Annotated in this window: 19 protein-coding genes; 4 read left to right on the top strand and 15 right to left on the bottom strand. The window is 37.2% G+C overall.

The features are described from left to right. Positions 1-6 precede the first annotated feature (6 nt). On the bottom strand, positions 7-2,211 hold the full coding sequence (locus tag A5816_RS02645) for a glycoside hydrolase family 3 N-terminal domain-containing protein (RefSeq protein WP_086310623.1): 2,205 nt from the start codon (positions 2,209-2,211) through the stop codon (positions 7-9). A gap of 206 nt (positions 2,212-2,417) precedes the next feature. Between A5816_RS02645 and A5816_RS02640 the strand changes: the two genes are divergently transcribed. Next, positions 2,418-3,563 carry a helix-turn-helix domain-containing protein gene (locus A5816_RS02640; protein ID WP_086311160.1) on the top strand — a complete coding sequence of 382 codons (1,146 nt, stop codon included), beginning with the start codon at positions 2,418-2,420 and terminating at the stop codon, positions 3,561-3,563. Positions 3,564-3,682: 119 nt separating this feature from the next. Further along, positions 3,683-4,432, top strand: coding sequence for a LytTR family DNA-binding domain-containing protein (locus A5816_RS02635; protein WP_086310622.1), 750 nt, complete (start codon positions 3,683-3,685; stop codon positions 4,430-4,432). A gap of 52 nt (positions 4,433-4,484) precedes the next feature. On the opposite strand, the gene A5816_RS02630 is transcribed toward A5816_RS02635, so the two are convergent. The 8 genes from A5816_RS02630 to A5816_RS02590 form a co-directional block, all read right to left on the bottom strand. Further along, positions 4,485-5,744, bottom strand: a complete 1,260-nt coding sequence (locus A5816_RS02630; RefSeq protein WP_086310621.1) for a GHKL domain-containing protein — start codon at positions 5,742-5,744, stop codon at positions 4,485-4,487. A gap of 76 nt (positions 5,745-5,820) precedes the next feature. Continuing rightward, positions 5,821-7,920 (bottom strand): hypothetical protein, encoded by a 2,100-nt coding sequence (locus A5816_RS02625; RefSeq protein ID WP_086310620.1) that lies wholly within the window; start codon positions 7,918-7,920, stop codon positions 5,821-5,823. Beyond that, entirely contained in the window at positions 7,921-8,937 is a 1,017-nt protein-coding gene (locus tag A5816_RS02620; protein ID WP_086310619.1) for a DUF916 and DUF3324 domain-containing protein, read from the bottom strand. 13 nt (positions 8,938-8,950) lie between these two features. Continuing rightward, positions 8,951-9,661: a WxL domain-containing protein gene (locus A5816_RS02615; protein WP_086310618.1), complete on the bottom strand. Its 711-nt coding sequence runs from the start codon at positions 9,659-9,661 to the stop codon at positions 8,951-8,953. A 41-nt stretch (positions 9,662-9,702) separates the two neighbouring features. Further along, a complete protein-coding gene (locus A5816_RS02610) occupies positions 9,703-10,362 on the bottom strand; it encodes a WxL domain-containing protein (RefSeq protein WP_086310617.1) in 660 nt (219 codons plus the stop codon). Next, complete coding sequence (locus A5816_RS02605; RefSeq protein WP_038398626.1) at positions 10,359-10,679, bottom strand: LPXTG cell wall anchor domain-containing protein; 321 nt, start codon at positions 10,677-10,679, stop codon at positions 10,359-10,361. The genes A5816_RS02610 and A5816_RS02605 overlap by 4 nt, the downstream gene beginning before the upstream one ends. Before the next feature lie 248 nt (positions 10,680-10,927). Then, positions 10,928-11,809, bottom strand: coding sequence for a LysR family transcriptional regulator (locus A5816_RS02600; RefSeq protein ID WP_256925982.1), 882 nt, complete (start codon positions 11,807-11,809; stop codon positions 10,928-10,930). A 19-nt stretch (positions 11,810-11,828) separates the two neighbouring features. After that, positions 11,829-12,206, bottom strand: a complete 378-nt coding sequence (locus tag A5816_RS02590; protein ID WP_010732242.1) for a MerR family transcriptional regulator — start codon at positions 12,204-12,206, stop codon at positions 11,829-11,831. A 223-nt stretch (positions 12,207-12,429) separates the two neighbouring features. Here A5816_RS02590 and A5816_RS02585 point away from each other — a divergent pair, with 223 nt between their 5' ends. After that, positions 12,430-13,623: an MFS transporter gene (locus tag A5816_RS02585; RefSeq protein ID WP_086310615.1), complete on the top strand. Its 1,194-nt coding sequence runs from the start codon at positions 12,430-12,432 to the stop codon at positions 13,621-13,623. A 219-nt stretch (positions 13,624-13,842) separates the two neighbouring features. Here the strand turns inward: A5816_RS02585 and A5816_RS02580 are convergent, their stop codons facing one another. The 5 genes from A5816_RS02580 to A5816_RS02560 form a co-directional block, all read right to left on the bottom strand. Next, positions 13,843-15,930 (bottom strand): hypothetical protein, encoded by a 2,088-nt coding sequence (locus A5816_RS02580; protein ID WP_086310614.1) that lies wholly within the window; start codon positions 15,928-15,930, stop codon positions 13,843-13,845. A 4-nt stretch (positions 15,931-15,934) separates the two neighbouring features. Then, a complete protein-coding gene (locus A5816_RS02575) occupies positions 15,935-16,249 on the bottom strand; it encodes a hypothetical protein (protein WP_038398619.1) in 315 nt (104 codons plus the stop codon). A gap of 17 nt (positions 16,250-16,266) precedes the next feature. Continuing rightward, complete coding sequence (locus A5816_RS02570; RefSeq protein ID WP_038398618.1) at positions 16,267-17,301, bottom strand: DUF916 and DUF3324 domain-containing protein; 1,035 nt, start codon at positions 17,299-17,301, stop codon at positions 16,267-16,269. Further along, positions 17,288-17,968, bottom strand: a complete 681-nt coding sequence (locus A5816_RS02565; protein WP_086310613.1) for a WxL domain-containing protein — start codon at positions 17,966-17,968, stop codon at positions 17,288-17,290. Before A5816_RS02565 ends, A5816_RS02570 begins: the two co-directional genes overlap by 14 nt. 219 nt (positions 17,969-18,187) lie before the next feature. Beyond that, positions 18,188-19,645 carry a helix-turn-helix domain-containing protein gene (locus tag A5816_RS02560; RefSeq protein ID WP_086310612.1) on the bottom strand — a complete coding sequence of 486 codons (1,458 nt, stop codon included), beginning with the start codon at positions 19,643-19,645 and terminating at the stop codon, positions 18,188-18,190. Positions 19,646-20,009: 364 nt separating this feature from the next. Between A5816_RS02560 and A5816_RS02555 the strand changes: the two genes are divergently transcribed. Beyond that, on the top strand, positions 20,010-20,723 hold the full coding sequence (locus A5816_RS02555; RefSeq protein WP_256925981.1) for a hypothetical protein: 714 nt from the start codon (positions 20,010-20,012) through the stop codon (positions 20,721-20,723). Between the two features lie 161 nt (positions 20,724-20,884). Here A5816_RS02555 and A5816_RS02545 read toward each other — a convergent pair whose 3' ends face one another. Then, entirely contained in the window at positions 20,885-22,057 is a 1,173-nt protein-coding gene (locus A5816_RS02545; RefSeq protein WP_086310610.1) for a class C sortase, read from the bottom strand. Positions 22,058-22,224 lie beyond the last annotated feature (167 nt).

Genomic DNA, 22,224 nt, shown 5'->3' with positions numbered 1-22,224 from the left:
CCTTTTTTATAATTGAATTGTACGGTCCTCTTCTGAATCTACTGTCGAGAGAGAAAAAGTAAATTCGCCAGACTCCCAAATTTTTTCCCCTTGATTGTTATAAAACATAAGTGCTTCTTTTGATACTGTAAAGTTAATCAATTTTTTCTCATCTGCGTGTATGGAAACGACTTGACTCGCAATCAACCGTTTGACTGGTTGCACAATAGAGGCTGTCTTGTCTTTTACATAAATGTGGATAACTGTTTCTATTGGTGTTGCTGAATGATTAACTGCTTCATAAACAAATTGCAGCTTATCTTCTTGATCCTGTATCTCCTGCAAGTTTGCTTCGACTTTTCCATATGTTTTCCCGGCACCAAAAGCAAACAGCGGCTCATTGGATTCATCAATATACTTAGACACAAAACGGGTCGAATGCGTACTTGTTTCTAAAGGTCGGCCAGTTGAAGCATGTGCATAATAGATTGGGATCTGCCCCTCACTCCGTGGGAATGTCATACTAAGTCGAGCACTTGGCACTGCTTCCCCTGCAAGAAGATTGGCAATACCGATGCCTCCCATCGTTCCAGGATACCAAACGAGCAGCAAACTAGAAAAATAAGGTTCGATCTCTGTTAGGACCAGCGGACGTCCGGTATATAAAATCCCTACGATTGGTTTATCCAACGCTACTAATGCTTTGATCAAACGTTTTTGCTTTTCAGGTAATCGAAGGTTGGTTTTAGAAGCTCCTTCTCCACTTTCTAAAAATTGTTCACCAATCGTCAGCAAAATCACGTCAGATTTTTCAGCAGTTTCCAATGCTTCTTGGATTAACGTTTCCTCGTCCTCAATCGTTCCATTCAGTTGTTCAATTCCGGCTTTTAACGGTCCAAATGGTTCATAGGAATCAAACAGGTTGAATCCTTTTGCAAATAGCAGCTGTTCTTTTGAAAAATGCTGTTCTAGTCCATCTTTGAGTGGGATACTATCTTGTGGTTTACCACTTACAGAGGCCCAGAACCCAATTGTCAGGCGACTTTTGCCGTAAGGTCCGATAACTGCGATTTTCTGATGTTTTTTTAATGGTAGTGTGTCGTCATTCTTCAAGAGGACACAACTCTTTTCGACTAGCTTGACTGCTACTTCTTTCGATTCTTCCGTCAAGATTTCTCCTGTGTTCTCTTCTTCGAGTCCTCGATACGGATCTTCAAATAATCCAAGTTTGTTCTTCAAAACTAAGATTCGCCATACTGCCTCATCCAACAATTGTAAGATTTCTTTGTTTTCTTCTGCTAATTTTTCTAAAGAATTGGCATAGACAGAAGTCATCATATCGAAGTCCACACCGGCTTCTAACGCCTTTTTAGCTGAGTCTGCTTGATCTTTCGTGTAGCCATGTACTTCCAACTCTTCAATAGCCGCATAATCAGAGACCAGTACACCGTTAAAGCCGAACCTCTTTCGAAGAATCTCCCGATTCAGCCAGCGATTACCGGTAGAAGGCACACCATTCAACACATTGAATGCGGTCATGACTAGTAAACAATTGGCTTCAACTGCCGCTTGATAAGGAGCAAGGTATTCATTGAAGAGACGTTGGTTGGACATATCGACGGTATTGTATTCCCTTCCAGCTTCTGGGGCACCATATCCTGCAAAATGCTTGATACATGCCCCAACACGGTATTTGTCAATCAATTGGAGATCGTCTCCTTGGTACCCTTGGACAGCGTGTTTAGCAAACTCTTTTGCAGTATATACATCCTCTCCTGGAGACTCCATCACCCGTCCCCAACGAGGATCTCTTACTAAATCAAGCATGGGTGAAAATAGAACATGTAGTCCGCTTAAGTAACTTTCTTTTGCTGTTTCTTGTGCAGCTTTTTGGATCAAATCAAAATCATACGATCCCGCTTGTGCTAGTGGGATAGGAAAAATGGTACGAAAACCATAAATAACATCTGACATAAAGAGGAGCGGGATTTTTTTACTACTTTCTTCCATTATTTTTGTTTGGATTTTTTTTAGCTTTTCTGGTTCATTGATATTATAAATGGAACCAATCTGACTTAAATCAAAATCATCAGGAAAACCTAACTCCTTTGTTGGTCCAGTATTCATCACATCACTATCAGTAAACAAGTCGCCGTTCAACTGGACTGTTTGTGCGATTTTTTCTTTTATTGTCAAGGAATCGGCTAGTTGCTTTAATTGTTTTTCATCCATTAGTTTCTCCTTTTTTGTAACCGTTTTTACATTTTTAATTATAACGATAAAATTTTCTTTGTTATACAACAAAAGAAGACTTTATATAAAAATAGAAGGAAAATACCTGAAAAATTTAATATTCAATATGTTATTTTTGCGTTACAATGGAAGAAAAAGGATAGACAGGAGGAAAATAATTGAAACAGACAGCGATTTCTAAAATAATGGATTTGTTATACAAAAAATATCTGATTCCCATGGTTTTATTTGATTCAAGCGGCAAAGTTTGCCATCCGGAGATTTCATGGGATATACATCCTATCATGGAGACATTCATTTCACCGAAAGGACATCAGCCCGTATGTTTATTTAATCACTTTCCTTTTATGTTTGCTAAGCTTGATTTTATGACAGACAGCAAACCCTATTCCTTGTTGATCGGCCCTTGCGGCATGATTGGAGAATCTCCCGATACATTTCTATTCAAAGGCCATGTCTATCACTACGGTATTCACTATACGAAAGAAACAACTGCAGCATTTGAAGAATTCGTTCAGCTTGCCTATGCTTTTCTAACACACAAACTGTTGAAAAAAGAGGAATTGCACTGGGTTTACCAAAAAGAAATCAAGCAGCGCTCTACCACAGATCAACGGTTGGAGGACAGTCTATACGACCGGCGGATGCAAGAAGCCACTTTTGATTCTTACCAATTTGAGCTTCGATACACAGAATACATCAAACGGAATCAGCCAGAAAAGATCGATTGGTTATTTAAAAAGATGCAAGAAACGTATCATGTCGAGTTATCCGAAAATGAATTAGAAGGTTTGAAGCTGAAATTCTCTGCTTTTGTTGCCATACTGACACGTATCAGTATTGATGAAGGAGTCCCAATCAATCAGGCCTTTAGTTTATCAGATGCCTTGATCCAAGGCTTGTTCCGTATCCATTCTTCTAATGAATGGCACACTTATATGAAAGAAGCGACTTATCGTTTCATGGAACTGATCCATCAGCAACCTCTAGCCGATAAATCCATGCTAGTCAAGCAACTAATCAATTATATAGACAGCCATATTTACGACCGTGTAACACTTGGCGAGCTGGCTGAGACATTTGACAAGCACAAAACACATCTTTCTGCTTTATTCAAAAAAGAAATGGGCCAAACGATCCATTCCTACATCCAAGAACGAAAGATCAACGAAAGTAAACATTTGTTGCTTTTTACGGACAAGAGCTATAAAGAAATCAGCGTATTGCTTTCATTTGCAAGTCAAAGTCATTTTATTCAGGTCTTTAAAAAAACAACTTCCCTTACGCCAAGAGAATACCGCGATCAACATTATGCTTATTCCGTCCATTAAAACGATAAAAGTGCATATTTTCTGATTAATAAAAAAACAAATATCATTTATATGATGAAATTTATAGAAAAAATCTGTTATACTAATCGTAATGAAATCTGTCTTAGGGGAATCGAACCATGAAAATCTACTACATTGAAGATAACTTGTTTCATCAGGAATTATTGAAGAAAGAATTACTAAAACATAAAGAGTTGAGTGCCCTCTCTCTTCAAATATACCCGAGCAGCGAGTTGGAAACGATTTATAAGCGTTTAGATACACTGGTCTTTTCTTCTTCTGATTTGTTTATTATCGACATTGATTTAAAAACATTGCATAGTGGCATTGATTTTGCTAAAAAAATACGGAACAAGAATCCAGAATGCTCGATTATTTTTCTATCAAACGATAATACACGCGGATTAGAAATCATTAATCAGCAGATTCGCCCAGATCGCTATCTTGATAAATCAAACTTAGAAGAAGTTGCACAATCATTGAAACAGCTACTTTTAGAAAAATTGGAAGCTCAAAAACAATCTTCCACTATCATTGAACTGCAAGGCGCCACAAGGGTCTTTTTGATTGCGCCAGATGAAGTCAATTATATCTCAACGATCAATGGTTCTCGCTCCACCTTGGAATTTTATGGAACAAATGAGAACTTTGTTATTCATGATAAAATGAAAAATATCAAACAAAAATTCCAAGACTATCATTTCTTTAATGATCTGAAAAGTTTTTCTATCAACCCATTCAATATCAAAGAAGTAGATAAACAAATGATGGAAGTCCATTTCAAAAATAAAGATACACTTCTTTTAAGTTCTTCTAGTGTAAAAAAATTATTACGCCACATTGACCAACTAAAACAAACAAACGGGTAGGACATGTCTGTCCTGCCCGTTTTTAACTTCCTTATTCCACTTTGCTAGCTATTCATACAGTTTTACTGATTGACTTCTCATAAATCGCCAATTCCAAGACAAACATTTTCGTACGTTTTAAATATTTGATTCCATAGTTGGCATTCAGATATTTATCCGTGATTTTCGAAAAGTTATAAAGACCGAGTCCCCCATTTTTTTTCGTTGAGCTTCCTCTTTTCATCAATTTAGCTAAGCTTGTTGAGGACATATCAGCAGGATTTTCGATTTTGAAATAAAACCGCTCCTTTGTTTGATTGATCGTAATACTGATCGGCTCTTCTTTTCTTGTTTCATCACAATGTTCAATGGCATTATTCAGTGCAATAGATAAAAGACGAAGAACATCGATATAATCTGCTTTGATATTATTGATGATATTCAGAACTTGGATATCATAAGAAATGCCAGACTGATTGGCTCTTTCCATAAAATGATAAAAAAGCCCGCGTACTGCCGGATCACTGATTCGCTTCAAGGGATTGTGTCTCGCATCATCAATCGCTTCTAAAGAATAATCCTTTAAATGGGTCAATAGTTTGATAGAATTCTCCTGACTGTCATTCACCAAGCTGTATTCCAACGCAGAAATATAATTCAAATAATCATGACGGAAATCATCTAATTTCTCGTAGTATTCTTTTGTTTCCTGATTGTCTTTCAAATAAAGTTCGATCACTTGGAACTTTTTCTTATATATAATAAAGACAATAAAAAAAGCAGTATAAAAAATACTATATAAAAGCGTGATGATCGAAGTAAGGATATAATCCAACGAGTAAAAACTAATACCTAAATGAAAGATGTAAATCAGCACATAAATCACAACAGATAAAATCGTCAAGCCTTTCAGTTTTTTCGTATAGCCACTAAAATAATCGAATATATCATACTTTTGATCTGCTTTTCTGATCAGCAAAAATAAACTAGTTGCTAATGCTAACTCTACCAAAAAGTTCAAGTAACTATTATAAAATCCCAAATACCTTGGGATATCGATTGCTAAGAAAAAGGAAATACCTACCACATTCAATAAAAAATTCTGTAACAGGAACGATAAAAAAATATTTTCTACCAAAAGATATAAAAACCAACACATTGTAGCATAAGCGATTGCAAAGAAAACGAATGTGTATGGAACAAAAAACATATTAGCTATCATTAGCCCCAAATAAAACAAGAGGAATCGCCATTTTGACGCCCCTTTAAACAACAGACTCATCCAAATAAACAAATTTAGATAAGCAATGAGAACAAACATGATTGACTCCATCAACTAACTCCACCCTTTCGCCCCTATCATAACAAAAATAAGAAGGAAAAACAGCCACGTTTCCCCTTCTTATTTTTTATGGTACTCTTTCAATCGTCCATTCCAACTGTGACTGATATTCACCAGTATAAGCGCCTGGTGAAACAGCTAACTGGAATTGATGGTTTGCATCTTGTTGCAGAGAATAATCCGTAGCATTGTTTTGAACAACTGGCAAAACCACCGCTGAGCTATCATTGATTGACAGCTTTTCTTCCCCATTCAGATAGGTCAATTGCGCAGGCAAATCTCTTGTTCCGTCAGAAAAAGATGTGGTCTGTTTGACTTTAAGCTGCCAATCTTTCGGAATTCCTGTCGTATCTTCTACAACTACCCCAACAGTTGCTTGTGGTGAAGAATAAACAGTGGTACCGGAAATAACCATGTTTTTGAATTGGATCTCCGGATCGATCGATTTAAAGCTGACGTTTCCTTGATTCAATATGATTTTAAAACTTTCATGATTAGATAACTGACCTTCTGCATCTTTGGCATAAACTTCTACTTGATTATCGCCAGTGTTAAGATCAGCAAGAGAAATCTCTTGTGAGAAAGGAAGCCATGAGTCTTTTGCTGTATTGCTGACATTGTCTTGCAAGACTCTTTCTTGCCCATTCAGCTTATAAAATAAAGAAACAGTATTACTGTCTTTATCTTTCCATTCCCCATCGATCGTCAATGACTGATCTGTTGGAAACACACTGACCGAGGCATTTGCTAAAGAATCAGAAAGTTTGATTTGTGGCCTTAAAGCTTCATCATTTAAAATTTGGTAAGAAGTCTCATACGGTCGTACTGTATAATTATCCCCAATAAATTCTGTATAATCTTCTGCTTTAATTATTTTTTGATTAGAATCAATATTTTTGACTTTTACATCAAATGTTATTTCTACACTTGTCCATTTATTTTCATGCACGTCTCCTAAATCATTGGTCAATTCAGGAGCGATTAGATGATTTTCTGGTGTAATCTGTGGTTCTTCCTTCGTTATCGTGCCTGTTTCTGGGTACTTAACTGCTAATGTATGAGGGACATATTCCACATATGGATTAAGAAATTCTTCTCCCACTACATCTGTCCAATTTTGAATTCCGCCTAAATAAGTTGCTTTTAAAGAATAAGTCAAAGTGTCACCCATGTTTACATCTTTATTAATGACACTTGTGTTATTTTTCAATACATCTGTGGTAGTTTCTACGTTAACAGCTTTAGGCAGTTCTGAAAATACTACAGCATTAACGTTAGAATCATCACCTGTAGTTCCTGTGAACCCCCAATAAACATAGTCACTGGAAAATACAGTTCGTGGAAGATTACAAACCCTGCTTTGTCCATCAAATACATAGGTAATTTGCTCTGTAATATGATCATAGTGGACTTCAAAATCATGCCATTGTCCATTGGAGAGAGAGCCATTTGGTAGATTGATCGGCTCTGTCAGCAAATTGTGACGTACTTTTACCTTCTGTGTAAGCCAACTTGAATATACATCATAGGTCTCTGGATTTCCTGGCATAGTTGCTGCAATATGATTTGGACCAGGTTTATAGTTATGGCTATTTTCGTCATATGCATTACCTTTACCTTCATTTTGATGCGTATCAAATTCAATAGAAAAACTGTTTTGTAGTGCTTCTTGTGCAGCTTCAGTGCTGTTTCTAGCTTCTTGTGAAGAATAAACGCCTAAAGCTCCACCTTCTGTTGAACTTGAAAAAGCATTATTACCTCTTGGATCGTTTTGAAGCGTGAAAGTAATACCATCCGCTGCGTATCTTCCTTTGTTTCCTAAATACAATTTCATTTTTGTATCAAAATCTTTGTTCAAGTCTAATTGATAGTTAGTTGCTGACCACAACGCAGCTCTTTGATCCCTATTATCATCAGTGAGAACACATACATCGTTTCCATTTTTATTCTTAGCAATCGTAGCATGACTATTGCTCCCAACTGGCATTAAATTAAACGCATCTGCTAAACTTGTACCATCTGGCGCATTTAAAATAACATCATTTACTGATTCGGCTCTAACCTCTTGTATTTCAAAAATAAGAAAGAGAGAAACAAGACCCAGAATCGAAAATATTTGTAAAAATAGATGGATATTTTTATTCACCTTTTTTTTCAATATTCTCACCTACTTTTTTTGTTTAAGTAATTTGTAACTTAAAAATGCGATGATCAATAATAACAAGATTCCGACTGTGATGATAGCTGGGAGATATGGGATCACTTTGTCTTCTGTCACTGCTTCTTTGTTGATCTTTTTGGCTTTTTCTGACTGGATCGTAAAATCAGTTGTCAGATGCCATGTTTTATCTGTATTCCCTTCGTTGGCATCAATCGTCACCGTATAATCTCCAGCTTCGATTTTCTCCTTATTCAAACTGATTGGAAAGTCAAAGTTCGTATTAGGGGCAATCGACATATTCTCCTTTTTTGTTTCATAAAGAACATCTTTTGACCCTTTTTTCGTGATTTTCGCATCAAAATTAACTTTGCTGATGATTCCAGGTGTTGGATTTTGCACATTAGCAAACACAGTCGTATAGGAATTTTGCAGACCAGCTTTTGCTGAGTTCAGTTTCAAATCGGGCGTGACGGCATCTGTATCGTTTTGCAGTTTCACACCGATCACGTACGCATATTTATTACGGATTGCTGTTCCGTCTACTTTTTCACTCACATTATCTTTTTTACTGATGTGTATTCCACCAAGAATGATTCCTTTGAATCGATCTTTTGGCATTTGAACTTGGAAAGTCACATCTTTGGATTCACCAGCTTGTAATTCAATTTCTTGATTTTTAGGAGTGACTAGCTGATTCAATACATATTTAGCAGACGGATCTTTCTTCAAATCTGTTTGTCCGTAGTCAATGACCCCGTTACTGTTTGTGGCAGCATTATTAACATCTACATTAAAAATTGCTTTTTCTTTTGCTGAGTTAGCTAAATGGATTGAAATCTCTTTTTTTTGATTTGGATCTAATTGCAAATCAAAGTAAGAAACGTTCTTATTTTTTTGAAAGTCGGGAATATTTGCATTGACGCTATACGCTGATTCATTCGAATCAGCGTATGTCGTCAATGGCATCACTACAATACTTAATAAACTAAGAGCAGCAACAAACAATGATTGAAGTTTGTTCATTTTTCTCTCCATTCTAAGCAGTTGGGCCTGCTGTGAGTGTCCAAGTGATCGTTGATGTGTATTCTTTTGCTTGCGCAGATCCTGAAGGGACAGATAATTGAACATTTGTATTGTTTCCTTCTGTTCCTTTAAAGACATCCAACCATGTTCCTTGACCTTTTAAACTATCGGCTGTCATGACTGTTTTGGCTTCAGTGTTGTCAAAGATCAGATCACTTGTTACGGGTGCTTTACTTGTATTATCAGAAGTTGTTTCTGCTACTCCGTTTTTAAATGATAATTCTGCACCTTTTAACTCTGAATTGTCACTAGCAACAAATTTTGTAGCTGCAGCCGTTAATGTCCATCCTCCTTCTACTCCACGTTTATCAGTGATCTGAACATGTGGCTCTGCATTTTCAGCGTTGTATACTTGGCTAGTCGTTGAGATATCTTGTGTGCCAAATGTGATATTTGAGACATAGTCGATTGACAAAGGACCGTTATCTCCAGTACCGTGGTTATCTGGGTCGTCCGGATCTACTGGGTTCACTGGATTGTCAGGATCATCTGGATCTACCGGGTTCACTGGATCAGAGTTATCTCCTGTAAATGTGATTTTTGCTGTAGAAGTAGCTGAATCTTTGGTTGGCTCTATTTCATTTGCTTGTACGTTCAATGTGCTTAATAATGAGCTTGATAGCAATACTGTCGCTGCTAATGTGTAAAATACTTGTTTTTTCATCGTTGTTATTCTCTCCTTATTCGTTCGTAATAAATGTTTAATTAAGCTGGTGCGTCTGACAAAGTCCAGACAAGTGTAGCTGTGTAATCACCCACTAAGTTACCTGATGGGACTTTAAGCGAAACATTTGCTGTATCCATTTCATCTGCCCATGTTCCTAAACCAGTATTAGCAGCTGCTGACATGATGTTTTGCGCATCGTTATTCACTACTACTTCGTTTGTAGCAGGAGCTGCAGAACTGTTATCGGCAACCGTTTTAGGAGTTCCGATAGGCAATGTTAGTTCTGCACCATTCAATGTTTTGTCTTCTGAAGTAAATCCTGGTTTTTCTGTATCGTAACTAACTTGTAAATTCCAGCCAGCACCCGTTCCTCGTAAATCTGAAATTTGGACTTCGGTTCTTAACGATGGTTTTTGAGCAGTATATGTTTCGGTTTTTCCTGAAATCGTTTGTTTCCCAAAATCGATTTTTGACATATAATCGATACGCAAGTCTCCAGTATTTCCAGTTGGATCATTTGAAGGAGTATTATCATCAGGGTCAATTGGATCGATTGGACCTACAGGATGATCTGGATCTTGTGCCGTCAAACCGATCTTTGCAGTACTTTTCCCATTTAGGCCATCTGCATGTACAGCTAATGTTCCTGCCAAAAGTGTTGTACTGATTAATGCTGCAGCTAAAATTGTTTTTTTCATTCTCTATTCCTCTTTCTTTTCCAAAATATTAAAAACAAACTGATTACTAAAAGAAATACTCCACCCCAAGTAATAAATGATTGCTGAATCTCGTTGGTTTTCGGGTATTTCTTTGGTCTGGATTGATCTGCCGATTGATCGGCATCTTGCGAGGATGGTACGGATGGATCGGTTGAGCTTTGCGGAACACTTCCTTCAAAAGTGATACCTACACTACTTTTTTCACTTGCAGCAAACACTACTTGGTTGAAAGCAGAAAGTTGTATCAAGCAGCTCAACACAAAAACTAATGTCAAACATTTTCTAACTCTTTTCATGAAAGCCCCTCCCATTTTTCTTTTCGAACACCTCCAAAGTTATAATCTTCATTTCTTTGTAATGATTACAATCCAGAACAACGGTTATTATAGCTGATTTATTTCCGTTCTTTTTTTATTTGTAAGCGCTTATTTAACGAGTTGTGTAAATCTCTTTATTTTTTTTGATTTAAAAATGAAAAAATACAAAAGCAAGACTGTCATACGTCTCGCTTTTGTATTGAATTTTCTTCGATTAGAAATACTTATTACTGTTCAAAAGCTTCTTTGAAACGGTGAATCAATTCATTGACTACAGGTGATAAAATCCGATTCTTTTTCCAGACTAGCATACAGTTCGTTTCAATCATTGGGTCAAGCGGAACGAATGTCACTCGCTTTGAATGATGACTTACAGCACCTTCTATGACTAAAGCAGCACCTACCTGATTCTCAATTAGCGCAAATACATTGAAAATCAAATTGTACGTTCCTGTGATCAGCAACTGCTCCTTTTTTATGCCTAACCAGCCAGCAAACATTCGCTGTATTTCTGGACGCTTTGAAATCAAAAGAGGTACATTCGCAAAGTCTTCTTTTGTTATCGCGTCTTTTTTTGCTAAAACAGAATTTTCTGAAATGAGCAATCCCCATTTTTCCTTTCTTGGTAACAAAATCGTTTCGTATTTCTCTGTATCTACTGGATCTAGCAAAATCGCTAAATCTAACAGGCCTTTTTCTAGTCGCTCCGTGATATCATCACTTGTTCCACTGTGGATATGAAATTGAACGTTGGGATAATCACGGATCAGCTTTTCTAGTAATAGTGCCAATGTATTCGAATTATCAGCTTCCACACAGCCAATCGTAAATCGTCCGCTGAATAATTGTTTTTTTCTGTTCTCGAATTCTTGAGTGGTTTGATTTGTTAAATCTAAAATTTCTTCTGCCCGGCTTTTTAGAAAATAACCTGCTTCTGTCAAGATCATTTTGCGGTTTTCACGTACAAACAGTTCTGTTCCTAGTTCCTCTTCTAACTCCTTCAGTTGTCGGCTTAAGGTTGGTTGTGTAAGATGTAGAACTTCTGCGGCTTGAGAGATTGTTCCTTCTTCTGCAATTGTCCAAAAATATTTTAGTAAGCGTAACTCCATAGCGATGCTCCTTGATTTTTTACTTGATACATTCTATTTTATTTCTAGATAACACACGATCATATTTCTTGATTTTTCCTTGTAAACGTTCCAAACATTCTTGCATTTCAGCAATTTTTTTCGTCAAAAGTTCACTTTCTTCAATCAAAAGCTTACGCCGCTCAAATACAGTTGCTTCTCCTTCGCTAGATAGGCGAATATATTCAATCAAAGACTCGATCGATAATCCGGCATTTCGCATACAGATCGTAAAGTCGACCCATTTTAGGTCTTCTTCTGTATAATCACGGATTCCGCCTTTTGTCCGATTAACTGGTGGAATCAACCCGATTCGTTCATAATAGCGCAATGTATCGGCCGAAATGCCCTTTTCTTCACTGACTTGTTTGATATTCATCTGATCACTCTTTCTATTAATTTCTTGCCACTTTACTTATGTATTTTATTTATTCTACAACTTTAAGTGTACTCCAAGTCAATACTCATTTCTATTAAAACTAGGTTGGATTATCTATATCGGTTGTTTGTGTATTATTTCAAATAAAAAAGACTTGTTTTTTTATTCTTTTTTGGATATACTTTTAACAATTTAGTGAAATTTTAGGAAAAGGGGTATAAAAATGACAACGTATCAGCGAAAGGTATTATTATCGACATCGGCGGGAATTGCTTTAGAGAATATGGATATTATGTTTTTAGCTTTTTCATTATCTTCAATGATTGCTTCTTTTCATATTAGTGGTACGCAAGCGGGTTTCATTTCAACGATCACTAATTTGGGGATGCTCATTGGAGGTATTTTTTTTGGCATCATAGCTGATAAATATGGACGTGTGAAAGTATTTTCTCAAACGGTCCTTCTGTTTTCGATTGCTTCTTTATTGATGTATTTTGCTTCAAACATCTACTTGGTTTATCTCTTTCGCTTTATCGCAGGTGTAGGAGCGGGAGGAGAATATGGGGCATGTATGTCCTTGATTTCCGAAAGTTTTTCAAAAAAACAAATTGGACGAGCTTCTTCGGTTGCTGGTATTGGTGCGCAGGTCGGTGCGGCTTTGGCTGCGATTTTAGCCGCTGTGATCATTCCAACGTTTGGTTGGAAGATGTTGTATGTCGTAGGTGTACTGCCGGTGTTGATGGTCTTGTTCATTCGTCGCGGCTTGACTGAACCAAAGGAATTCAAATCTGCACAATCCGCCGAAAAGAAAACCAAACTTAGCAGACTGTTTGAATCAAAACATCTTGCTTGGCAAACATGTGGCCTTAGTATCATGGTGACTGTCCAAATCGCCGGCTATTTTGGGTTAATGAATTGGCTGCCTTCGATTATGCAAGATCGATTAGGACTTTCGGTTTCTGGATCTTCATTGTGGATGGTCAGTACTATTTTAGGCATGTCTTTGGGGATGATGACTTTTGGCATGATCATGGATAAAGTGGGGCCTAAACTAGCCTTTTCTCTGTTTTTAATTTGTTCATCCTTATCTGTCTATCTACTTGTGTTAGCCCATAGCCAGTGGAGTTTGGTAGCAGCCGCTGTGATAGTCGGCTACTTTATCAATGGCATGTATGGTGGATATGGCGCAGTGATTAGTAGTTTGTATCCAACAGAAATCCGCGCGACGGCGAATAATTTCATTATGAATCTTGGACGAGCTGTTGGTGGTTTTTCTTCTATCGTCATCGGTTTCTTGATGGATCATTATAGTTTAACTGCCGTAATCTTGTTTTTGAGCAGTATTTACCTAGTCAGTCTGCTAGTCTTGACAACTCTTACTGGTGTTACAGCATTAAAGGAAAGCTTGCAGCATTGATATTTACTTCTGTAATTCTGTAAATGACAAGAAAGAGGTGTGGCAAAAGCTTGCATCTGCGGTAATAAGACCAGTCAAATCAAAAACATGAGACACTGTTTCCGTTTGGCTGGTCGTATTACTTGATGCAGGGCAGCTTTTTCACAACCTCTGTTTCACGGTGTTCAATCAGCTGGTCTTCAGTATTCGTTCAAAACGCTGATTTCACAACCTCTTTCTTTATATCGGCACATCTTCCATTGTCCAAACTAAAGTTCCTTCATAATCCCCAACTTCATCTGAAGGTCTTAGTTTCAGTTGGATATTTCCTATTTGCCCAAAACTTGCTTTCCCCGTTCCTTGCCAAATCTGTTGATCACTTCCAGTTAATTCGATTGTTTTTCCTTGGATAGTGAAAAACAAGGGACATAACTGCTTAGACTTATCATTGATCAGCGGTTTTTCTTCTCGGACTTTGATTATCCATTTGCTTTGTTCTAAATGGCTAGAATCTTCAACCTGAATTTCTTTCTGGTTTACTGCCGCGACAAATGTGTCATTGGCAGGTATTTCTTGTTCCCCAAAATCGATGCTTTTAGGTAAAAGCAATTGCGGGCCTTTTTCGACTGCTAATCTCCTTCTATCTGGCGGCGACTGTTCTTTGTCGTCAGTCATTACATAGAATGAAACTTCTTTTCCAATCCAATTTTCTGGAAAAGCTGTCTTTATTTCGTCTTCTACTTTTTCTGGTACATGTGAGTAGGTCTGTAGTCTTTTTTCTTCCTCATTACATTTAGCCATCAAATAGATAGTTGAATCTCCTTCATGAGAAAATGTGAATTTGATGGTACAGCTTTTACTAAATCTGGATACCATCAAAGGATTTTCTTTATTCAACAATTCAAATCTCAAGGGTTCGCCTTTGCGGTAGCGATGGATGATCGTTTGTGTTTCTAGCTGGAATCTCCCATGATCAGTTTCTTCATTTTTTATCGGAAAGAACCCGCTTATCTCAGGATAATCCTTCGATAAATCATAATCTGTCGTAAGGATGCCGGTCTTAATCACTTCTTGACTCAAAGACCTATCTTGTTCATCTAAAAATTGAATGTGGACTTCTCCTAAATAATTGACGAGACTAGCACCTGTATTTTCTGCAGTCTCCTGTCCATTTAAAATTGTTTTGACTTTAAAAGGCAGCGGTAGCCGATCATTTATGATGGCCGAAGTTTCAACTACATTTTCTTTGCCTGTCCATTCCAACTCGACTTCATATTGCAAAACGGTATCATACAAGCGATGATCTTCAGGATTTTTCGCAGTGATCACCATTTCCTGCCCTTCGACCTTACTGCTGAATAATTCCGTTATATCTTCTCCACTAAAATTCGTCACTTTTACTTTTTTTGCTTTGTATTGCTGGGTTTTAGCTATTTGCTCTAAACCGAATCGAACTTGGAGTTGATTGGCTTTTTTCCATTGGCTAATATTAGGAATCGTTTGCTTTGCCTTTAAGCAAACATCTTGGTCTGCTTTTTCAAAAAAAGAATCTGTGGCATAAGCAGAAGGAAAATCTGGCTTAGCCAAGAAATCTGTTCGATATATAACTGAAGATGGTGTGCTGTCATTGTTGTGCACCACAACGTGAAGTTGGGAGACTGGATTTGTGATCACCTCAAAGCTTTGTCTAGGATCTCTCCAAGGTATGTTTGGTGTGATGTTTTTATAATAGCCCCAATAGTCTCCCCACTGACGGTCCCCATCTCCATACACGTCATAAACGATATTCGTCGGATTATTTGTACATAAATATTTGATTACTCGGCTAGGATTGCGATACCCTACATACTTATTGACATTCAATCCATAATAGTTGAAAGAGGTCTCAATTGTTAAAGGATTTCCACTTGCATCTAAAAAGTCATAAGTTATGATCATTTCACCAGAAATATCGATACTTAAAAAATTTCCTTCAGTGAAAAAAATCGACCCGCCATCTAAATTGCTTTTATTTCTTTCAAGTGTTACCTTCAAATTCACTTCTTGGCCCTTATAAAAACCGACATTTTTGATCAAGGCGCTACTTTTACTCGTACTCCAGTCAACCGTGACAATCTTTCCCGTCACTTTCCCCTCAATCGGTTCTACAGAAGTATGCTTACCATAATGCATGATGAATGTATTATCTGCAGGAGTCGTGATTTGATTAGCCCATCGGAAATAGCTTAAATCCGTAAGTGGTCTTGGAGCTGCTGCTACTTTTGGCGATAACCATAGCAGGACAATAAGCGTAAAAACCGACAGTACTATTTTTTTAGAATTAGCCATTTTCTTACCTCCTGCTTTGCTTATTCTTTTTTTTCATGCGATATAACATTTCTGCAATCATGATTAGACAAACGCCTAATATGATGAGCAGCCAGCAAGTATTCTCATTTGTTTTCGGAAATAACATCTCTTCCATGGCCATCGGCTTTTCTGTACTATTTTCTGTAATCGTTACTTTTTCCATCGGAACATGCTTACCTTGGTTATTTTCTTGATAAAAAGAGATACCAGCCTCACTCGTTGTCTTTTCAGTTGCAGAAACTGGTAATGCTATTCCGAACATGAGTAAGAAGAATCCTAACCTAATTGCCCATTTCATGTCTATCTCCTCCTAAACTAGCTTTTCTCTCGTTTCAATTTAGAAATATACCAGACCAGACAAATGATGACGATTAGGCAAAAAGCAAGGAAGAAATACATCATGGTATCCGTTGGTTCATCTTCTTTTTCTACATGTACTGCTTCTTTATTCAGTTTTTCGTCATCTCCTTTGATTTCAAATGCTTTTACCAGTGTCCATTTTTTCCCTAAAGCGTCTTTCAAATGGATCGTTAATTCATAGAAACCTTTTTTCAATGGTTTGTTTTCCCAACTGATTGGTAACTCAAACTTGCTTCTTGGAGCCATAGAGATTTTTTTCGACAATTGATGCAAGACACCATCTTTTCCTTTTTTCGTTATCTCTGCTTCCATTTGCATTTGACTCATTAGGACCGGCTGCTTATTCTCCAGAGTAGCAAATAACGTAAGATAGCCGTTTTGTAAACCTGATTTCACTTTAGACAATGCAAATTCAGGATCGATCTTTTTATCTGAACAACTTAATTGAGCACCGATCGTATAGGCGAACTTGTTTGCCAAACTGAATCCATCATTTTTTTCTTCTTTTTCTTTTGTTTCCTCATAACAATAGAATCCACCTAGTATCGTACCGTCAAATCCTTGCTTAGGTATATCTAACTGGAAGGTTGCTTGTCTTATTTCTTGTGGTTTCAACGTAATGGTTTGTGGCTTCGAAGCAATCTCTTCGAAAGTCGGACTTCCTAGTAACTTTTCCCCGTGCTTGGAATAATCCACTGCACCATTAGAGTTGGTCACAGCGTTATTCGCTTCTACTTTGACATTTACTTGACGATTACTTGTATTCGTTAATTGAATTGTCAATTTTTGCTGTATACCAGCTTGTACTTTCAAGTCAAAATAACTAGCTTCTGAAATCTGGTTTTCAGGTAAAATCGCTTCTGCATCAAAACTGACTTTGTTTTGATCAGCAAATGAACTAGCAGAGAAATACAGTAAGATCAACAGAAACAAGCTACTAAAAAAGATGGGAAGGACATATCCCCATCTTCTTGTTTTATGCTGGAGCATCTGTCAACACCCAAGTTAGTTCCGCTGTATAGCTTTGTGCTTCCACTCCCGCACGGGGTACATGAAGCTTGACGTTTTCATTGCTGCCATCTGTTCCTTCAAATACTGCTGCAAAGGCGCCTGCCCCTTCTCCTTCTTTCGCAAGCATCACGTTTTGGTAGTCATTATTCAAAACAAAAGTTTGTTTTGGCGCATCTGCTAATGTTGGTGGTGTGGATTGATTGTCTTTTGTCACTACTTTTCCATTAGCTAATGATAATTGTGCGCCAGTTAGCTCATGTCCGTTTTCTCCAATAAATGGTGAGATCGAAACGCCTAATGTCCAACCTTTTGCTCCTCCGCGCGTATCATTGACTTGGACATGTGGACGTTGATTCAAGGCAAAATAATCGGCATCCCCCTGTTTTATTTCTTGTTGTCCAAAAGTAATATTCGATGCAAATGGAATAGATAATGCTCCTGTATCTCCAGTACTTGGATCATCATCATGCGTATCATTTGGCACGATAGGCGTGACATCATTTCCAGATCCAGCCTTTAACGTCACATCTGCTTGGTTCGTTGTTGCAGAAAGTGTATGATCGTCCTCTTCTGCAAAAACATAGCCCCCTGAGATACTGAGCCCCAACAAACCTAAAGCCGTACACGCAATCACTTGTTTTTTCATTTATAATTCCTCCTAAATAATAATTGGTTTAATTTAACCAAGGCTAATTTTGGCACGGAGAGAACGTCTTTTCTAGTTTAAGAAATTTCTAAAAAAAGGAAAAAAAATAAAAGTAATATGATTAATTCAGTATTTATACGCAAAAAAGAGGCAGATTCTCTCAGAAATTCAAAAATTTGAACTTTCTAAAGAGAATCTGCCACCGAAGTTTAAGTCCAGCTATTTTTCTTGAGCGATTCGATAAAGTAACTCTTCCAACTGCCGCCAATTTCGTTCGGTCGGAAGATTTTTCATTAAAAGCAATGGAATATCTTGTGTATCTAAATAATAATTTGAGATAACCAAATCTACTTCTGTGATTGCAGTTTGATAATCATAAAAAGCTAGTAAGTATGAATGACCAAATAATCGATGGATCTTGTTCATCAGCCAAAGACGATGCGTGTGATGCAGATCATCCTGTATGAGAATTTTTATCGGATCCATTGCGCTTAAGAGTAGATCGTAATAGTCAAGAATGTAATAATAATTCAAGAAAAGCTGCTCCCAATTATCTATTACTTGCAGTACCTCTTTTTCAGCATATTTTCTCACCGTTTTTTGGAGTTGCTTGATTCTTTTGTATATCCTTGGATTTTCTGCTTTGATTTCTTTTGCATAAGAGCGATTGAAAAAAAGATCTGTATTCCCAAAAAAGAAACGGCTTCTTTCATGGAAAGCAACAAAATTGAATACTAATTCTTGATCATCTGTATCCAATCGAAAATCAAATTCTTTCTTTACAGCGTTTTCTAAAGCTACTAAGGTTCTGTAACACAAGCTGCCACTAATTTCATGTGACTTTGCATAACTATTCTCGTATGTTGGATTTCCGTCAATGACGCCGAATGAATAAATCACTTGATACAAAAAATACTGTTCATCTTCCGATAAAGGGATCTCGATTGCTTCGAGCCATTGTCCGATCAACAAAAAGAATGGATCTTTCTTGATGACTTGTTGATCTGTTTTATCGACTATTATCGAAGCAAATGAGCTTCTTTCTAAAATAACAGCCAGCCAATAAGAAAATACTCGTTTTTGAAGAGGATCTAGCTGGATATGATAGATTCTCTCAAACTTCAAGAGATAGTTCTCGATTTTTTCTTTTGAAAACTTGAATGGCCAGCCGCCAGTTCGAGTAGAATGCCAATAAAAGTAATAATAGAAACTTCGAATATACTGTTCTTTTGCTTCAAGTTCTAGTTTAAACGGATGGAATGTGATCCGATACCTCTCAAAGTACTTTACTAATAACTTCGCATAACGAAAAACTGTGGATACACTCGTATATTGAGCGTCTGCATAATCTTCTAAATTTTTCTCAGGATGTTGATACATGAATTCAATCAAATGATAATTATATGATTTTCTGTAGAAATGAAGATAAATAGTGTAGATTGGGAAGTTCTCCTGCTTTTCCATAGAAAAGCGCCGATTATTCTCATTCTTCAAAATGACCTTATCAGGATATTGTTGGAACAATTCTTCTAAATCTGTTAGATAATTCAAGATAGACTTACTTGATACCTTCAATTCGTTTTGTAGCTCTTCTATTGAACACCATCGATCCGTTTCAAGCAGTAAATGAATCATTTTGATTTTCTTTTGAGAAACTTTTGTTAAAAAAGTCTGCATATTTTCTCCTCCTGTATCTACTTTACTACATACAAGAAAAAAACGGATACAAATATCCCACTGCAAAACAGTTAATGGTGCATAAACCTGTTATTATTTCTCTTTTTTTCCTAACCATTCTCTTGATACGAATCATTTAATCGTTTATTATATAAATGTCAATAATCTAATAATAAAATAACGTACATATTTTATTATTACATACTTAATAACAGAACTATAGCAAAAAATCCCGTGTATCAACACGGGATTAGATTAAGTTTCCTCAATCACTATTCATAACACAATTATTATAACAAGTAAGTAAACAATTGAAAAGGGCATTTATTGAAAACGGTTGTTTTTTACTTAAGGAGGAAATTTAGTGAAAAAATTAGTTGCGTTGTTTTTGGTCGCAGGAAGTTTGTTAAGCGGGTGTGGTGCTACTACGTCTACTACTCAAAGCACAAGTTCAGCTCAGACTTCCAGCAGCAGTACCACGATCTCCGAAAGTACGGCAGATTCATCGAAAGAACAAGAACAAATTGAAAAGAAAAAAGAAGAAGAAAAACAAAAAGCGGAAAAAGCTGCACTAGAAAAAAAAGTGACAGAAGCGGAATCTGCTTTGTCACAAGCTGAAGCAAATCCTACAAAAGAAAACTATGCAACGGCTTCAGCAGCTATCCAAGCGCTACCTGAAAACAAACAAGAGTTGACAAGCCGTCTTGCTGCAATTGATTCCACGATCAAAGCAAAAGAAGCAGAAGAAGAACGGAAAAAGCAAGAAGAAATTGCACGACAACAAGCAGAACAAGCGCAGCAAGAAGCAATCGCACAGCAACAAGCCGAACAGGCGAGGCAAGAAGCAATCGCACAGCAGCAAGCCGAACAGGCGCGACAGCAAGCAGCAGCTGAACAGGCCCCTCAGCAGGCACAAGCCGCAGCTCCTGAGCAAAATAATGAACAAACTGTCTATGTCACACCGACCGGTTCAAAATACCATACACATAAATGTGGAAATGGTACGTATACCCCTGCCACTTTAAGCGAAGCTCAAGCTCGTGGTTTAACCCCTTGCTCCAAATGTTATGGAAACTAATTCAAAAGTTATACTAGAGTAATAAAATTCTTCTGAAACATAAAAAAATAGAAGCTGGCGTTCCAGATAGTAAACCAAAAATAGCAGTTTACGCGTCCCTTTCGTCAGCTTCTCTCTTTTTTCATTTAGTCTGTTCCCTCTGCTTTTTTGGACATCTTCATTCATTCTTTCTCAATCAAATAGTACACCTCTTTTTCTTTTCGCAGTTTGTATCTTCCTTTTTTCAATTTCATTGAAAACTGTTTCGAATGTTTATGTTTTACATGGATTTTAAGTAGGATCTCCTCATGTTGCAAGCGATAGTTTCCGCCTTTTAAATCAGAAAATCTCACTAGACCGTATTCATCAGAAGCTTTCACAAATGGCACTTTTTCTCTAGTAATATAGTGTTTGCCGTTGAACGTTTTTACAGAAAAGACCATTCCTTCGATTGGTCGTCCGTTTTTGTTCTTTACATAAAAAGATAAAGGATAGTTTCGCTTAGCGATGGCCAAAGAATCTAAATAAGCGATGAGTAGCCAAACTAAGCCGATCGATCCAAGTAGTATACCGATAAACCAAGTAATAAATTTCCATTTTTTCCATTGATCAATTCCTTGGATCGCTTTTTTTGCCTCTTTTGCTTGATAAGGAATACGATGCCCCGTCACAAGCAGTCGATGTGTATTGACCATATAAGGAGTGCAGGTAAGCAAAGTCACGAGATCCCTACCTTTTTGGATACTCAAAGAATCTACTTCATCAGGTAAGACCACTTGGATTTTTTCTACTTGATACGCCAATGTCTTTCCATTGATCTGGATGAAAAACTGGTCTCCTTTTTTCAACTTAGGCAAATCTGTAAATAATTTTGCTTCTGGGAGTCCACGATGCCCAGAAAGAACGGCATGTGTGCTTTTCCCGCCAGTCGGATAAGAACTTCCTTCCAATAATGACGTTCCTTTTTGCAAAAATATTTCCGTTGTCTGATTGAATATGGGTAAGCTGACATTGATTTTTGGGATTTCGATGACTCCAAGCATATGTTCCATAAAAAAGGCATTACTAGGTAAATCTTTTAATGCTTTTGCATCAACTGCTTGGTTGAAACTAGCTATCCCTGGTGATACGTTTTGCTCTGCCAGCTGTTGGTTTTTCTTTGTCATTTTTTCCTGCTGTTTTTTTATTTCTTCTGAATTCTTACTCGATGCCTGCTTTTGATAATGGATGATCATCTGCTGGGCAAGAAAATCATTCAGTGAATCTTCTACAAAAGGATAAGAAAAGATCCCGATCCCAACGACTAAAATGATTGCCATGAAGATGTCCAGTATTCTTATTCTGCTTTTTTTCATCATGTCCACCTATTTTCTAATATGTATATGAAGAGGTTGTGTGCCTGCCGTTCAGCTCTGAGTCACAAGGAACAATTTCAAAAAATAGCTTCTCATGTTTGATGAATATTGTGACTTGTGACCGAGGAGTTGGCAGGAGAACACCGTTTAAAGAAGAGGTTGTGAAA

Origin of the sequence: Enterococcus sp. 3G1_DIV0629, from assembly GCF_002141285.1 — a bacterium.
Lineage (GTDB): Bacteria > Bacillota > Bacilli > Lactobacillales > Enterococcaceae > Enterococcus_B > Enterococcus_B lactis.
This window is presented reverse-complemented; position numbering and strand designations above follow the sequence as displayed.

Excerpts from the sequence above, each read along its gene's own strand:
- A5816_RS02645 (WP_086310623.1), bottom strand. The coding sequence starts at position 2,211 with ATGGATGAAAAACAATTAAAGCAACTAGCCGATTCCTTGACAATAAAA.
- A5816_RS02640 (WP_086311160.1), top strand. The coding sequence starts at position 2,418 with ATGGATTTGTTATACAAAAAATATCTGATTCCCATGGTTTTATTTGAT.
- A5816_RS02635 (WP_086310622.1), top strand. The coding sequence starts at position 3,683 with ATGAAAATCTACTACATTGAAGATAACTTGTTTCATCAGGAATTATTG.
- A5816_RS02630 (WP_086310621.1), bottom strand. The coding sequence starts at position 5,744 with ATGGAGTCAATCATGTTTGTTCTCATTGCTTATCTAAATTTGTTTATT.
- A5816_RS02620 (WP_086310619.1), bottom strand. The coding sequence starts at position 8,937 with ATGAACAAACTTCAATCATTGTTTGTTGCTGCTCTTAGTTTATTAAGT.
- A5816_RS02615 (WP_086310618.1), bottom strand. The coding sequence starts at position 9,661 with ATGAAAAAACAAGTATTTTACACATTAGCAGCGACAGTATTGCTATCA.
- A5816_RS02610 (WP_086310617.1), bottom strand. The coding sequence starts at position 10,362 with ATGAAAAAAACAATTTTAGCTGCAGCATTAATCAGTACAACACTTTTG.
- A5816_RS02605 (WP_038398626.1), bottom strand. The coding sequence starts at position 10,679 with ATGAAAAGAGTTAGAAAATGTTTGACATTAGTTTTTGTGTTGAGCTGC.
- A5816_RS02600 (WP_256925982.1), bottom strand. The coding sequence starts at position 11,809 with ATGGAGTTACGCTTACTAAAATATTTTTGGACAATTGCAGAAGAAGGA.
- A5816_RS02590 (WP_010732242.1), bottom strand. The coding sequence starts at position 12,206 with ATGAATATCAAACAAGTCAGTGAAGAAAAGGGCATTTCGGCCGATACA.
- A5816_RS02585 (WP_086310615.1), top strand. The coding sequence starts at position 12,430 with ATGACAACGTATCAGCGAAAGGTATTATTATCGACATCGGCGGGAATT.
- A5816_RS02580 (WP_086310614.1), bottom strand. The coding sequence starts at position 15,930 with ATGGCTAATTCTAAAAAAATAGTACTGTCGGTTTTTACGCTTATTGTC.
- A5816_RS02575 (WP_038398619.1), bottom strand. The coding sequence starts at position 16,249 with ATGAAATGGGCAATTAGGTTAGGATTCTTCTTACTCATGTTCGGAATA.
- A5816_RS02570 (WP_038398618.1), bottom strand. The coding sequence starts at position 17,301 with ATGCTCCAGCATAAAACAAGAAGATGGGGATATGTCCTTCCCATCTTT.
- A5816_RS02565 (WP_086310613.1), bottom strand. The coding sequence starts at position 17,968 with ATGAAAAAACAAGTGATTGCGTGTACGGCTTTAGGTTTGTTGGGGCTC.
- A5816_RS02560 (WP_086310612.1), bottom strand. The coding sequence starts at position 19,645 with ATGCAGACTTTTTTAACAAAAGTTTCTCAAAAGAAAATCAAAATGATT.
- A5816_RS02545 (WP_086310610.1), bottom strand. The coding sequence starts at position 22,057 with ATGAAAAAAAGCAGAATAAGAATACTGGACATCTTCATGGCAATCATT.